Source organism: Brevibacterium aurantiacum, assembly GCF_007558825.1.
In the GTDB taxonomy this organism is placed as follows: domain Bacteria; phylum Actinomycetota; class Actinomycetes; order Actinomycetales; family Brevibacteriaceae; genus Brevibacterium; species Brevibacterium aurantiacum_A.
Genome location: NZ_VLTK01000027.1, coordinates 1 through 12,697 on the forward strand (window position 1 = coordinate 1; position 12,697 = coordinate 12,697).

The window sequence follows — 12,697 nt, forward strand, 5'->3', positions numbered from 1 at the left end:
GCACTCAGGCGCAGGACGTGTTGCTAATGATCACGAGCAGTACTGCACTCCAATCGTCGTATGCCGATAGCGTGAAGATGAGCGAGGCCCCACTGGCGCAAGCGCTCATGAACCGTGCCGGCGATATGGACCCGCTGACTGCGCGAGCACTCTCCGCGAGCCTCGCCGCTGCCACACGCGTCGCCATTCATGACTGGCTGTCATCAGCCGCCAGCCCATCATCAATAAGCGGGTTCGTCGTGCCGACCGGTTCGCTGACCGATCGGATGCGGGCCGCGTTGACGCCTTTGGCGCCAGCACTGGATGCCGCCGCGGGCGAGGCACACGCGCAGAACCAGTGGCCACCGCGGCAATTCGGACGGCCGCCTCGTCCTGACACCGAGGAGACAAGCCCCGGTACCACCACGAAAACGGAGATCAGATGACCCGCCGCCCCGCGATCCTGCTCGCTGTCACGCTCGCCGCTCTCACGCTTCCCGCATGTGGCTCCGTCGATAACGCTGCCCCGGATACGGCCTCATTTGCTGTAGTCGGCGATCATCTGACTATCACCAAAGAATCCGGCGGCAACATCGAGCTCCATCCCGGCGACGTCGACGAGGTTGAGGTCACTCGTTGGTTCTCTGGCGACCCAGGTGAAGCCACCTGGGACTTCTCAGCCGATGATCTCACTCTCGCCACCGACTGTGGATTCCTTTCTTCTTGCGACGTCCAGTATCAAGTCACTGTGCCACAAAACCTTGCCGTCACCCTCGACGCGTCGAACGGTGACGTCACCGCAGCCGATTTCGAGACCGCCCTGATGATCCGGACTGAGAACGGCGCTATCGCCGTCAGTGACATGTCCGGAAAACTCTCCCTGAACAGCACCAGCGGAGACCAGCGTGCCACCGACCTCAGATCCAGCGACGTCCACGCCCAAGCAGAAAACGGTAAGATTGAACTCAGCTTCAAAGACGTGCCGTCTGATGTCGCTGTCACCACAGACAACGGTGCCATCGCTCTCCAGGTCCCGGATCAGCCGTACGCCGTCGTATCCACCACCGACAACGGCGCAGTCAACAATGCCCTCAATACTGATAAGAACAGCCCTCACAGGATCGACGTGACAACCCAGAACGGCGACATCGAACTACGCACCGACTNCAGAACGGCGACATCGAACTACGCACCGACTGAGCCCAACCCTGATCAAGCAGTTGGAGCTCCCGCCGGACGATCGCTCACAAACAGGCCCGCTCTCCGATCGCCGTATGTCGAACACGGTGCCAAGTCAGAGGATTGTGCTGTGGAGGCCTTTTGGTGATGAGAAGACACCGACACCTTGGCAAGTTCCGGGGCTCAACGAGGCCAACGGGTGCTCCTCACATTTGCACAACGGGGAAGTTCTCACACACATCTGCTGGAAGACCTCGACGCCCTCAAGAACACGGAGAGTTACATTTGTGGGTGATCGGCAGATTCAACTTGTCTCATAACTCACATGCCTCAAAACCCACGGCTTTTGAGAATCCAATCGGTGTTGCCTACTCGATCGATAGGCTCGCCGGGGAAATTGACGATTCTGCAGATCTAGCGTCGGAGGGTGTCGCCATGCGACTAAGCACGGCGACACCCTCCGACACCCATATTGTTAGTCGGCCGCAGCGCGGGCGATCTCGGCGTCTTGTTCAGGTGTTCCGCCTGAGACTCCAACTGCCCCGATGATTCGTTCGCTCGTGTCGAAGAGCGGAATCCCACCACCCATGAGGAGCAGTCCGCCATTTGTGTGATCGAAGTGAGCGACTGGCTCACCGAGCTGGAGCGGAGCATTCAATGCTTCGCTCGGTGCCTCAAACATGACGGAAGTGCGGGCCTTCGCCAGCGCGAGATCATTCGATGCCAACCAGGCTCCGTCCATGCGTTCGAAGGCGACGAGATTCGCGCCGGCATCGAGGACGACGAAGGCGGCGTTGAGTCCGAGATCGCGCGCCTTCTCCTGCCCGGCGTCGATGATCTGGTTGGCTGCTTCAAGTGTGATCGTGGGGTGTGACATGTGGTTGAGTCCCTTCTTTTAGTTCTCTCTCAGGCCTTCTGTGTCCACTCTGTTTCCTGCCACTGCTTAGCAGCCTCGATGGTCTCCAGCGGTCGCATGGTCCGGTAGTCCGGGCTATCGGAGACGATGGTCTCGACCATCGCATCGACCATCTCCTGCGGATCAGCTTGGTCAGCCAGCGAAGGCCCGAAGTCAGGCATGGGCACATGTGCGGTCGCGGTGTCGTGCCACTGAACGTAGCTCTCAGCGCCGGTGTCGTTAAACCCGGTTCCGAAGACTCCGGGATTGATGGTGGCGACCTTGATGCCGAACTGCTCCAGCTCAGCCTTCATAGAGCCAGCGACGGCCTCGATCGCGTGTTTGGTCGCACAGTAAGCGCCGAGGAACGGGACAACGAGGATCCCTCCCATCGACGACGTCCACACGATTCGCCCACTCTGCCGGGCGATCATCTTCGGCGCGATCGCCTGGACCAATTCGAGGTGTCCAAAGAGATTGATGTCGAACGATTCCCGCACGCGCTGCAGCGGGATATCGACCATTGCCCCACCTTCCATTACGCCGGCGTTGAGGACGAGGACGTCGACGTCGAAAGAGCCAGCATGGGTGATATCGATTTCATCGAGCAGGTTGAGCTTGATGACTGTGAGTTCAACACCAGCGTCTTTGGCATCAGCTCTCAGGCTACGTACTTGCGGCCACGTCTCTGCAGCGGCGATGACGTCATTGCCCCGGCGGGCAAGTTCAAGAGCCGCGCCCTGTCCGAAGCCACTGCTGGCACCGGTGATGAGAATCTTCTGGGACATACTTACTCCTCAATGTAACTATCTGGATACTTACAGATACGATGCTTCCACACCACACCCACGTCGTCAATAACTAGATGGTTACCTTTAGGATGAAGACATGCCCCCTGATGCCACAGATACCAAGCGACGGATTCTCGCTGCCGCGCGTGCCGAATTTGCCCAGTACGGGTTGGCTGGCGCGCGAGTGGACCGGATCGCCGAGACGGGGCAAGCCAACAAGCGGTCGATCTATGTGCATTTCGGATCGAAGAACGATCTGTTTGATCGAGTCGTGACATCAGCGTTGACCGATATGGCGGAGTCGGTACCGTTCACCGCTGAGGACTTGCCTGCCTACGCGGGGGCGTTGTTTGACTATCTCATTGCACGACCTGAGGTTTTGAGATTGACCACTTGGGCCGGACTTGAGCGAGCTGAGGCGTCACCGAATGAGGTTTACGCTTATGAGCCGAAAGTGACAGTGCTGACTGAGTTCTTCGGTGAGATGGCAGTCGATGTGCTCGCCCTGTTGCTTGGCCAAGTCACTGCATGGCAATCCGCGTCCGCTGCCCTGCGGGCACATGCGCCAGACGATCCGTGGTCAGCCTCCCGCATTCAGCAGCACCGGGCCCTGCTGATCACTTCCGTCGAAGCCCTCGTTGGCGCCGCGAAGTAAGACATGGCACTACCTTCTTCTGAATCTGAGAGCAGATCGAACTTCTGAATCTGAGAGCAGATCGAACGCGTTTCGCAACTAATGTGCCTTAGAACCGATGGCATGGGAGACTCCTTGCGGCTGAAGCTCAAACACGTAGTCAATGAGATTCACCCCGCCACTGAGTGTTGTCATAAGACCGCCATTTATCGTTGAAGCTCACACTTCTCCGCTGAGTCCCCATTTGTACAGGCGCCTTCTACTTTGTACAGATCCGCGGATACATTGTTTACCCGCATTCGACGGCAAACGCTTGACAAGTCGGAATGAGGAAGCTTTGGCCCCTCGATAGACTCAACCCATGCCTACCGTATTGATCACCGGCGCGGCGCGTCCGAACAGCATCGCCAGCGGGGTTGCCTCTCATCTGAAGGCAGAAGTTATGAACTCAGTCGAAGCGGTTCACGAGCTCGAAGACCGTGGATTGTTCTTCGATGTCACCAGTGGCTTAGCCGGATGATGCCTTTGATGCTCATCGTCCTCGGCGCAATCTTTCAAGGGGCGGCGAATGCACTGGTCGGGATCACTGTCAGTTCCGACTCGATGTTCCTCTTCCTCGGGTGCGCTTTTCTCATCGCTTCCGCAGTCGGAGTGTTGCTTAAAGCCACCGACAGGACGGAGACAACACACATTCGACCGATTGATGGCCTCTGGCTGAATCTCGCCACAGCAGTGACTTTCGGTGCTTTCTACCTCGCATTGATTTGGATTCCCGCGTCTCTGGCTGCTGGTGCCGAAGCTGCTGCAGCTCCGCTCGCGGCCCTGTGCATTGCCAGCTTCGGAGCAAGTCGGACACGATTCCGTCTGTGGATTATCGCTTTCGCAATATTCGCCATTTCAATCGCGTTCGGCTGGTCCCAACAGATCTCTGGAGCCTCGGCGCCGGGAACCGGCACCGTGGTCGGGATGGCGCTGGGCATCATTGCCGGGGTCGGGCTCGCAGTGCTCGCGACGATTTCGCGACGACTCGCCGACTCGGGTGTGTCCGCTTTTTCGATTCTGGCCGTGCGTTACCACGCCACGTATCTTCTGGCGTTCGTGTGCGCGGTCGTGAGTTGGCAGCACAGTCCGTCGGCGACAGAAGTTGGCTCACGGCTATTGTGGTTCGCGCTATTGGGATTCGCTGCTGTCGCGCTACCGCTGGTCCTGATTCAATCGGGCATGATGCGAACATCAGCTACCCTGACGTCCGTCATCATGGCGGGGGTGCCTGGAATCAGTTTCGTCACAGAAGCCATCATCGAGCCGGAGAACAGCACGACAACTTCGTGGATTCTCCTTGTCGGTCTCGTTCTCGCTGTATGTTGCTATGGAATCGTCGAAACCCGTAGACCACTCCTAAAGGTCCGAGTCTCTGATGTTCATGGGTAGCGGCGACTCAAGCCAGATTAGATGTCACCAAACCCTGCATCAGTCCCCGCAGAGAGAGGGCGCTGACTGTGTGGCGGTCGTTCACTCTGTAAACGCAAGCCGGAACTACCAGTGAGTACCCACTATGGTCAATGGTTCTGGATGCGGAAGAATAGACGTATGGACGAAGCCGAACCATCTGTACCGGTTAACCGTTATGAAGCGAGTGACGCTTGGCTCGCAGTCGATAGGTACTTCACGTCGACTCTTGTCGGGGAAGACAGCGCCCTAGTTGTAGCGCGTGATTCGGGCGTTGAGACCACAATGCCGAATGCCGAAGTCGCAGCTAATCAGGGTGCGTTCCTAGAGTTGTTGGCCCAGATCGCTGGTGCTCGACGTGTACTTGAGTTTGGCACGCTAGCGGGATACTCAACGATCTGGCTCGCACGAGCAGTCGGCGAGCAGGGACAAGTCGTCACGCTCGAACTTGAACCACACAACGCTGCGGTCGCTGAGGCAAATTTTCATGCCGCTGGCGTTTCACATCGAATCGAGACGATCGTCGGACCTGCAACGGAATCGGCAGAGCGACTGATTCACGACGGAGCCGAACCGTTCGACTTCGTATTCATCGATGCCGACAAGCCGAACAACCCCACCTACCTCGCGGCTGCACTGAAGCTCACACGTTCCGGTGCAGTCATCGTCATCGACAACGTCGTTCGTAACGGAGCTGTCGCTGACGCTGCTAGCGCTGACCCTAGAGTTCAAGGGGTACGTGCTGTCGCGGAAGAGATTGCAGCCCATCCCGACCTGGACGGTACGGCACTCCAGACAGTAGGAGAAAAGGGGTGGGACGGAGTCATTATCGCCCGGCGACGCTAAACCGGCGAGCCAAAGGCCGTACGGATGAAGACGTGACGCGTCTGGTTGAGTGGTCCAGAGCGACTTTGTGCCGACACTGGCAAGTAGGGTGAGCCCAGGACCCAGATCGGTTGAGCCGATTCTGGTGCGAAGCACTCGGGTACGAAATTTCGGCCAAGGATGAAACAGGGGCCGCTATCTCAGGGGCATCGAATGCTCCGACGATTCTCTTCGATCGCTCGGACGATACTCCCGCAAATGGAACTCTGCATCTCGATCTGTGTCCGACTGACTGCAGTCAAGCGGACGAGCTCGAGAGGCTCTTGTCCCTAGGTGCAAAGCGAACAGACGTAGCTCCGTCAGGGAGCTGGCACGTCCTCGCCGATCCGGAAGGAAATAGGTTCTGCCTCATGGCCAAACGCATCCCGAGGGAGCCTGAAGACTTTCACGACTGATGCTGACCAATCGAGCAGGGAGGGAGAGTCTCGACGCTCATTTTTCGCCGAGCAGTCCGTAGACGCATGTGGAGATCGTGAACTCAGTACCGCCACGAAAAGTTGCAAAAAACACCGCCACTTACCGCTGAATCTCACCGCTACCGCCCGATCGATGAGGCTGCTCGTCTTCGGTGTCCCACTACCAAGGCACTGGGACGGTCGAGTGATCAGTCAGTCGACACCGAATTCAACCCCGCAATAGCAGGAAGGCACCTCTTGTTGCTGTCGGGTCTGAGTCCAGGGAAAATAACGGGATGAGTGACTTCGGATTGTTGCATCACGTTGAGATACAGGTCTCGGACCTTGAGTCATCCGTCGGCTCTTGGGCATGGCTTTTCGACGTCCTCGGGTATACGCCTTACCAAGAGTGGAATGGTGGCCGCAACTGGCGGCACGGATCGACATACATCGTGCTTGCCAGCGCTCCACGGGACGGAATCCACGATCGCCGTGATGCCGGGCTCAACCACCTCGCTTTCCATGCGGGTACAACGCAGAACGTAGATCGCCTGTGGGAGGCGGCACCGCAGAATGGTTGGAATCAGCTCTACGTGGATCGTCACCCGTGGGCGGGTGGCGATGAGCACTACGCTGCATTCTTAGACAACGTCGAGCGGTTCAAGGTCGAGCTCGTCGCCACAGATCCAACGGAATAGCCGAACCACGATCGACGAACCACCTGCCGTGCCCGTCATCGGCCACTAAGCTCTGCGACTCACACTCGAGAGGTCACAGCTCTAATAGCTCGCCAGGGGGCATCAGCGGAATCCCGCGGTCGCGCGCCGCCCAAAGCTTGGTCGATAACGAAGCGGCAGGCGCGACGAGAAGTGTCGTCGAGATGGTGGTAAAAATATCGATTGGGAGACATCATGAGTCACACGCAAGACCTGGTGAACCGACATATCGAGGCGTTCAACAACCAAGACGTTGACGCGCTACTCGCAGACTTTGGCCCTTCGGCCGCCTGGGTGACCGGCGACTACACCGTCCCCAAGGGCCAACTACGCGAGTTTTTCACCGCCGCAATGAAGGCGCTCACCCCACAGCTCAACCTTCGACGCATCATCGAGGGGGAAAATGCAGTTGCCATTGAAATGACTGAGAATTGGAGGTACGAAGGCACTTCAAAGTCAGCCGCTCTGATCGCCGTGTTCGATCTTGTCGACGACAAGATAACCCGAGCAAAGATCTATCGTGAAGGATCCGCAGACGCCTGACGTGAAGGCCAACTTTAGGCAAGGATCACCACGGAGACGGAACTGTTCAAAGTACACTGGCGCATCGTCTTTGAAGTCGTAGGCGTCTCTACAGGAGAGAGGCAACCATGTCTGATCAGCTTGATATTCAAGAGCGTTGGCCGGAGCTGTTCGAAGAGCTCGACGACACCCAGCGGACCAGCGTCGTGCAGTCATTCTCGGCAGCATGGCATGAAGGGTGGTCTCCGAACCGTGAAGACGTCGAGAATCTGACGGACCGTGCTCGTGGTGCGATCACTCAGGAAGAGTATTTCCGCCGCGCCGATGAGGCTGCAGAGCGCCGGCGAGAGTATGCGAAGCTCATATCCAGCTGATGCCGCACCAGTTCGACACGGGAATTCGGGACTACCCCCGCGGCTCGCGGGAGCCCACCACTGCGAACCACCAGAAGAATCTTGGCGGGACCAACGAATGACAATGCAGGACAGGGCGCGCGAGTTCATCTTCAATGAGCTCAGCGACGGCACCGCTATTGTTCACACTCTCAATTGCAGAGAAATTCAGCATCAGGTGCGGGGTGACGTTCGTGGCACACAAGGCGGCAGCAGACTAGTTTGCCCACGGTGAGGATGGCGAAGGGAACACGATCTACGTGGAGAGGCTGGAAGAATGGCCCGTGTACAGTCACGCAACTTACGTTTCTGCCGACTGGTTGCGGGCTCATCAGAAACGCTTTCGGCCGTGTCGCAAATGCGCTCCTGATGTTCAGGAGAAGGCCGCTTCTGATCAGCAGACAATGAAAGTGGACTCGCTGAGAACGAGTCACATCGGCAAGCATTTTGTTGGCCTCGGTGAGCTGGCCGAAGTCCGGATCACAAAAGATCACTACTTGCTGATTGGTAGTGACCGCGATACCAAGGTCAACCCAGGGACTGTCATCGCGTACCTGAGATAGTCGTGGCGCAATATGTCGGTAGGGGACTACAAAGTGCTAGGCACGTTGCCGGATGAAAGTTGATACATGTCGACCCCAGGCTTGCGGTCGTCTGATCCCCAGGGCCCGCAAATCCTCGTTCGTTAAGGCGAATCTCGACTTTGAACGTTACTTCCATATCAACCCTGCCAAGGAGCGCGGGCACTGTCTGTAGACCGCGCAGCGCGAGTGCTTGACGGGAGTAGACAATTTGGCCCTGAGATAGTGGAGTCGCAACGTGCTTCGACAGACTGTTACACAAACCAGGAGAATGAAAATGAAACGAGTGATCGCGGCCAAAGCCTATAGAGATGGCAAATGGTGGACCTTTGAAATTCCTGATCTCGGTATGCCGACACCTAGTGGCAGCGGAGCGACAATGAAGCCGGTCGGGCAGGCTAAGACCGCTTCAAAAGTTGCCCAGGAGGCCCAAGACCTTGCCGCATCGTGGGTCGACGGAGATCCTGACGATTTCGAAGTAGCCGTACAGTTTGTTCTCCCGGAGCGCATTGAACTGATTCAGCAACGAGCCGAGGAACTAGAAGTGCGCGGCCGCGCAGATCTCCACGAAGCCGCAGAGCTCCGCCGCCAAACGGTAAGAGGACTTCTCAAAGGTGGGGTCTCTCAGGTTGACGCGGCTACGGTGCTCGGCCTGTCGCGCCAAAGAGTTCAGCAACTCGCTTAACTTGCTGATTATGACAGTGTGAAACCGACAGTGCGATTCGAGGGATAGATCCGGGCAAAGTCCTTGCTCGTCAGACACGGAAGAGACTGACGAACAGTACTGTTATACCGAAAAGAGGCATGGGCAATGAGCGGCGAGAAGAGGGTTCGGTTTCGAGATATCAAACCCTATGAGATTCCAGCCACGTGGGAATCAATTCGAGGGCCATATCGGGGCGTGATCGAGTTGCCCATTTGGGTGCGTTGGCAAGATGATCGGTGGGTTGATATTGGAGATCAGGGCGGACTTCGGATGGCTTATCAAGCGCTTCTGGCAGAGGGCACAGCAGACATTCAGGCGAAGCTTCTCAACTGTGACCGTCTGCTCGAAACTTGGGCGAGGCTGAGTTTGGATATAAGGGTGAGCCAGCTGTGGGAAACGCGGTTCCCACAGTTGAATCCCGAAGCGAATGCTTCTCACTGTCACTGATGTGCGTATCTTCGTGACAGGTGGAGTAAATTCAGCGCTGGCCCGCAAGTGTTTCGGCATAGTCGCTGAGGCGCACGCGGTGTACCTTTCTCTTGTTGAATGATCGAATCGGAGAATAGTAGCCGTCTATTCGAGTCATGCGGGGAGTGTCCTCAGTGCATTGTTTGCCTGGGGAAGCGTGGCAACCACGGCATTCGAGCTCGGTCACTGCGGAATCGTAGATGAGTGAGAGCTCAGTTTTTTCGTCATCAGTGACATGTCTCCAACAGGCAGGGCCGAGGTCTCTGCCCGGCCAGGTGACACGACGGACCTTGCATTCAGCGCCGCGAGGGCAGTGTGCAGTTGCTTCGAGGTTCTTCCGTTCTGTGATTTCGCGATCTTTCAGACCGTTTTGGTTAGCTTGTTCGCGGAATGGCAGGTCGCTGTCGCCTGCGATCTCTGCCAGATGCGACAGGATTCCGGGGATGATTGGCGCCGTCCAGTTCGCGCCTCGTGCTGTTTTTGCGGGGGTAGGACCGTCGGCCTCGATGTAGGAGTACGCCCACTCCATTTCTTCCAGAGGGCCCAGAAGGGTTTGAATATCGACTGACAAGATTTCGCGAAGTGGCATTGGGAGGTCGACGTCATGGGCGGACTCTTCGTAGGCCCATTGGGCCGTCTGAACGTTAAGCAGTGCGCGCGCGAAGTTCTCCACCTCGTCCGAAAAGTGAAGGAAATCTTCCGTTCCTCTCGACCTGTGGTTCGGCTGGCTTGGCGAGTTATTTTTTCGTTGACGTCGATTAGCACGGCGGCTTTTTTTACCCATCAGTTCATTCTATCGGGAGACGCCAGTTCTTATTCGGATACTGAGTGTCGAGATGCCTTCCACTTTGTACAGATCCGCGGATAGATTGTTTACCTGCATTCGGCAGCAAACGCTTGACAAATTGGAATGAGGAAGCTTTGGCCTCTCGATAGACTCAACCCATGCCTACCGTATTGATCACCGGCGCGGCGCGTTCGAACAGCATCGCCAGCGGGATTGCCTCTCATCTGAAGGCAGAGGGATGGAAAGTGTGCACTAGTGATCTCAACTCCGGTGACTACCCGTGCGATTTGTCAGACCCAGAAGCACCTGCCGAGTTAGTCTCTCGTGTTCACGCCGATCACGGCCACATCGCAGGTCTCGTTCTCAGTCACGCACACGACGAAGAATCGGGAGTGCTCGACACCTCCGCCGAGAGCTTCGACAAGCATATTGCGGTCAACGCCCCCGGATGAGAAGAGCCGCACGCATCCCGGCTCGCTGAGCAGGCAAGACATCGTCATCGAGACGATCGCCCACATAGAGGACCCGCTCCGCAGAGACTTCGGCGGCTTCGATTACCTTTTCAAAGAAGAGTGGAAACGGCTTCTCCATACCCCACCCAGCTGAAGATGCAACGAAGTCAGCGCGTAGCCGAGCGAACCTAACTGATCGATCTCAGCGTCCGGCTGATTGCCTGCAACACCGATGGTGAAGCCTTTACTTTTCGCGTGCGCAGGCATGGGAGGGCATTAGAGTATAAGTCTACGACTTGGACTTACTCCTGCACGGAAGGGGTTTCGACAGCGAGTGGTTTCACCATGATCAAGCATGGAGTCCCCTCACCCCAGATAGAGGTCTCCTCAAGCGGGATAAACCCGTGCTTGCGATAGAACCTGCGGGTAAGCGAGTACCCAGGGTCAGAATGTGAGGGGCCGAGCGTCTTGACAGTGAGCAACTGCACGCCTCGTTGCCGAAGATCAGTCTCGATTGCGCTCATCATTGATGTGCCAACGCCATGACCGTGATGAGCTTTCTCGACTGCGGTGAAGTGAATCTCCGCTGATTCGGGAAAGTGGTGATCAATGAGGGTGACCCCGATGACTGACTCATCCGCGGTTCTGGCAGTCCATGTTTCTAGCGTCTTCGCAGCTTCGATGTACTCAGCGTTCGAGTCTGGTTGTCCAAACCATTCCGGCACGGTTGAAAGAATCTGTTCAACCGCCGAGGGAACAGGTCTCTCCCGAGCAACTCTCCATGGTGCCATCCGGGTTGTATCCTCTGCTACCTTGCTGGTTGCATGCACTGTCGTTGTCCTCCTGCTGTCTCAGTTTCGGCTTCGGAAGACGTCGCCACGAATTTCACAAACGCTTCTTCAAATCCACTCGGGCTGGACCGAACCGCCCGACTCAGCTCAGGGCTCTTACCCAAACCTGTCGATGATCGTTGACGTATTTTGAGACTGCCTTTGCATGTCATCTTTGGCGTCGAATCAGAACTTAATCTCGCCTGTGGTCAGAGCATCACGCTGCTGTCCGATGACTTCATGGGCCCGGCTGTGCGATTCGATGAAGCCTCGCGCATCAGGGTGGATCATCGCCGTGATCTCAAGGATGTCGTTGTAGATGGTCTCTAATGGAGAGCGATAGATCGGCTCATGATGGGCGATACGGTTGCGTAGAACCCGGATATCGTCGAGGCAGGCATGAATGTACTTACGCCGGCGATCGCCGCGGTGTGGGAACGCGTGTTGCACGCGCGGTTGCCACAACGTCGTCTCATAACTGAGCAGGCGGTCGCGGGCAATTCCAGCGCCGGTGAGACCAACCCAGAGACCGAACGACGTGGCAGCGACGATCTGGTCACTGTTGGGGTCTTGCGTGCCACGACGTTGCAGCGTTGAGACGGCAGAATTGATAGCTTCTTGCTCGTTGCGGCAGAGGCGAAATCTCGTGTCGGCCCACCAGTCGCCGCGGCCAGTGCGCTCGACCAGCTTGTCGTGAATGGCGTTGCGCACGGCGATCTCAAGGATGTTGATCGGACCCCAAAGTGCCGAAGAAGCTGCGAGGTTCCATGTGTATAGTCGCAGGGCCAACGTCCGGTTGCCGTTGTAGCGATTCAGATAGCGGTCGAAGCGCGCTTGACTGAGGAGACCGTCGAGGCCGTCTGGCGCTGCACCAGCGTCCACCCACCCTCCCCTGAAAATACTGTTGCCCCGGGAGTCCGAGCCGTGAAGCTCGAATAGTCACCGGGGCGTTACGCTCCTAATGATAGTGGAACCGTCCGTCGCGCTCAAGTCCGCGACAAGACTCAGATAAACAGCCCGGATGCCACCCTCGGTG

General features: G+C 57.1%; 16 protein-coding genes and 2 pseudogenes. 12 read left to right on the top strand and 6 right to left on the bottom strand.

Going from position 1 to position 12,697, the window contains the following annotated elements; genetic code table 11:
* The coding region (locus FO013_RS21635; RefSeq protein WP_222103704.1) for a hypothetical protein at positions 1 to 425 on the top strand (425 nt) is incomplete at its 5' end.
* Entirely contained in the window at positions 422 to 1,306 is an 885-nt protein-coding gene (locus FO013_RS21640) for a DUF4097 family beta strand repeat-containing protein (protein WP_143924632.1), read from the top strand. The genes FO013_RS21635 and FO013_RS21640, both read left to right, overlap by 4 nt.
* A 327-nt stretch (positions 1,307 to 1,633) precedes the next feature.
* On the opposite strand, the gene FO013_RS21645 is transcribed toward FO013_RS21640, so the two are convergent.
* Both FO013_RS21645 and FO013_RS21650 read right to left on the bottom strand, forming a co-directional pair.
* Positions 1,634 to 2,035: a GlcG/HbpS family heme-binding protein gene (locus FO013_RS21645; RefSeq protein ID WP_143924633.1), complete on the bottom strand. Its 402-nt coding sequence runs from the start codon at positions 2,033 to 2,035 to the stop codon at positions 1,634 to 1,636.
* A 29-nt stretch (positions 2,036 to 2,064) separates the two neighbouring features.
* Positions 2,065 to 2,841, bottom strand: a complete 777-nt coding sequence (locus tag FO013_RS21650) for an SDR family oxidoreductase (RefSeq protein WP_143924634.1) — start codon at positions 2,839 to 2,841, stop codon at positions 2,065 to 2,067.
* Positions 2,842 to 2,941: 100 nt separating this feature from the next.
* Between FO013_RS21650 and FO013_RS21655 the strand changes: the two genes are divergently transcribed.
* From FO013_RS21655 to FO013_RS21695, 9 genes and pseudogenes are all read left to right on the top strand, one after another.
* Positions 2,942 to 3,499, top strand: a complete 558-nt coding sequence (locus FO013_RS21655) for a TetR/AcrR family transcriptional regulator (protein ID WP_143924635.1) — start codon at positions 2,942 to 2,944, stop codon at positions 3,497 to 3,499.
* A 340-nt stretch (positions 3,500 to 3,839) separates the two neighbouring features.
* Positions 3,840 to 3,998 carry a hypothetical protein gene (locus FO013_RS22570; RefSeq protein WP_186293268.1) on the top strand — a complete coding sequence of 53 codons (159 nt, stop codon included), beginning with the start codon at positions 3,840 to 3,842 and terminating at the stop codon, positions 3,996 to 3,998.
* Positions 3,995 to 4,909: a hypothetical protein gene (locus FO013_RS21660; protein WP_143924636.1), complete on the top strand. Its 915-nt coding sequence runs from the start codon at positions 3,995 to 3,997 to the stop codon at positions 4,907 to 4,909. The genes FO013_RS22570 and FO013_RS21660 overlap by 4 nt, the downstream gene beginning before the upstream one ends.
* Positions 4,910 to 5,068: 159 nt before the next feature.
* A complete protein-coding gene (locus FO013_RS21665) occupies positions 5,069 to 5,773 on the top strand; it encodes an O-methyltransferase (RefSeq protein ID WP_143924637.1) in 705 nt (234 codons plus the stop codon).
* A gap of 104 nt (positions 5,774 to 5,877) precedes the next feature.
* A pseudogene (locus tag FO013_RS21675) lies at positions 5,878 to 6,207 on the top strand (VOC family protein); the annotation flags it as partial.
* A gap of 296 nt (positions 6,208 to 6,503) precedes the next feature.
* Entirely contained in the window at positions 6,504 to 6,905 is a 402-nt protein-coding gene (locus FO013_RS21680; RefSeq protein ID WP_143924639.1) for a VOC family protein, read from the top strand.
* 213 nt (positions 6,906 to 7,118) lie between these two features.
* The gene (locus FO013_RS21685; RefSeq protein WP_143924640.1) at positions 7,119 to 7,466 is read left to right on the top strand and encodes a nuclear transport factor 2 family protein; all 348 of its coding nucleotides are present in this window, start codon (positions 7,119 to 7,121) and stop codon (positions 7,464 to 7,466) included.
* Between the two features lie 107 nt (positions 7,467 to 7,573).
* Positions 7,574 to 7,819, top strand: coding sequence for an antitoxin VbhA family protein (locus tag FO013_RS21690; RefSeq protein WP_143924641.1), 246 nt, complete (start codon positions 7,574 to 7,576; stop codon positions 7,817 to 7,819).
* Between the two features lie 876 nt (positions 7,820 to 8,695).
* Positions 8,696 to 9,103, top strand: coding sequence for a hypothetical protein (locus FO013_RS21695; protein WP_143924642.1), 408 nt, complete (start codon positions 8,696 to 8,698; stop codon positions 9,101 to 9,103).
* A gap of 499 nt (positions 9,104 to 9,602) precedes the next feature.
* Here FO013_RS21695 and FO013_RS21705 read toward each other — a convergent pair whose 3' ends face one another.
* A complete protein-coding gene (locus tag FO013_RS21705; protein ID WP_143924644.1) occupies positions 9,603 to 10,376 on the bottom strand; it encodes a hypothetical protein in 774 nt (257 codons plus the stop codon).
* Between the two features lie 161 nt (positions 10,377 to 10,537).
* Between FO013_RS21705 and FO013_RS21710 the strand changes: the two genes are divergently transcribed.
* Positions 10,538 to 10,831 (top strand): SDR family oxidoreductase, encoded by a 294-nt coding sequence (locus tag FO013_RS21710; RefSeq protein WP_143924645.1) that lies wholly within the window; start codon positions 10,538 to 10,540, stop codon positions 10,829 to 10,831.
* On the opposite strand, the pseudogene FO013_RS21715 reads toward FO013_RS21710, so the two are convergent.
* The 3 genes and pseudogenes from FO013_RS21715 to FO013_RS21725 all read right to left on the bottom strand — a co-directional run.
* A pseudogene (locus FO013_RS21715) lies at positions 10,815 to 10,991 on the bottom strand (HAD family hydrolase); the annotation flags it as partial. The gene FO013_RS21710 and the pseudogene FO013_RS21715 sit on opposite strands and share 17 nt — an antisense overlap.
* A gap of 142 nt (positions 10,992 to 11,133) precedes the next feature.
* Positions 11,134 to 11,661: a GNAT family N-acetyltransferase gene (locus FO013_RS21720; RefSeq protein WP_260848324.1), complete on the bottom strand. Its 528-nt coding sequence runs from the start codon at positions 11,659 to 11,661 to the stop codon at positions 11,134 to 11,136.
* A 186-nt stretch (positions 11,662 to 11,847) separates the two neighbouring features.
* Positions 11,848 to 12,543 carry a hypothetical protein gene (locus FO013_RS21725; RefSeq protein ID WP_143924647.1) on the bottom strand — a complete coding sequence of 232 codons (696 nt, stop codon included), beginning with the start codon at positions 12,541 to 12,543 and terminating at the stop codon, positions 11,848 to 11,850.
* Between the last annotated feature and the right edge of the window lie 154 nt (positions 12,544 to 12,697).

What these genes read in the sequence shown, in the direction of transcription:
- FO013_RS21710 (WP_143924645.1), top strand. Translation starts at nt 10,538, where the DNA reads ATGCCTACCGTATTGATCACCGGCGCGGCGCGTTCGAACAGCATCGCC.
- FO013_RS21660 (WP_143924636.1), top strand. Translation starts at nt 3,995, where the DNA reads ATGATGCCTTTGATGCTCATCGTCCTCGGCGCAATCTTTCAAGGGGCG.
- FO013_RS21685 (WP_143924640.1), top strand. Translation starts at nt 7,119, where the DNA reads ATGAGTCACACGCAAGACCTGGTGAACCGACATATCGAGGCGTTCAAC.
- FO013_RS21680 (WP_143924639.1), top strand. Translation starts at nt 6,504, where the DNA reads ATGAGTGACTTCGGATTGTTGCATCACGTTGAGATACAGGTCTCGGAC.
- FO013_RS22570 (WP_186293268.1), top strand. Translation starts at nt 3,840, where the DNA reads ATGCCTACCGTATTGATCACCGGCGCGGCGCGTCCGAACAGCATCGCC.
- FO013_RS21695 (WP_143924642.1), top strand. Translation starts at nt 8,696, where the DNA reads ATGAAACGAGTGATCGCGGCCAAAGCCTATAGAGATGGCAAATGGTGG.
- FO013_RS21705 (WP_143924644.1), bottom strand. Translation starts at nt 10,376, where the DNA reads ATGGGTAAAAAAAGCCGCCGTGCTAATCGACGTCAACGAAAAAATAAC.
- FO013_RS21690 (WP_143924641.1), top strand. Translation starts at nt 7,574, where the DNA reads ATGTCTGATCAGCTTGATATTCAAGAGCGTTGGCCGGAGCTGTTCGAA.
- FO013_RS21665 (WP_143924637.1), top strand. Translation starts at nt 5,069, where the DNA reads ATGGACGAAGCCGAACCATCTGTACCGGTTAACCGTTATGAAGCGAGT.
- FO013_RS21645 (WP_143924633.1), bottom strand. Translation starts at nt 2,035, where the DNA reads ATGTCACACCCCACGATCACACTTGAAGCAGCCAACCAGATCATCGAC.
- FO013_RS21655 (WP_143924635.1), top strand. Translation starts at nt 2,942, where the DNA reads ATGCCCCCTGATGCCACAGATACCAAGCGACGGATTCTCGCTGCCGCG.
- FO013_RS21650 (WP_143924634.1), bottom strand. Translation starts at nt 2,841, where the DNA reads ATGTCCCAGAAGATTCTCATCACCGGTGCCAGCAGTGGCTTCGGACAG.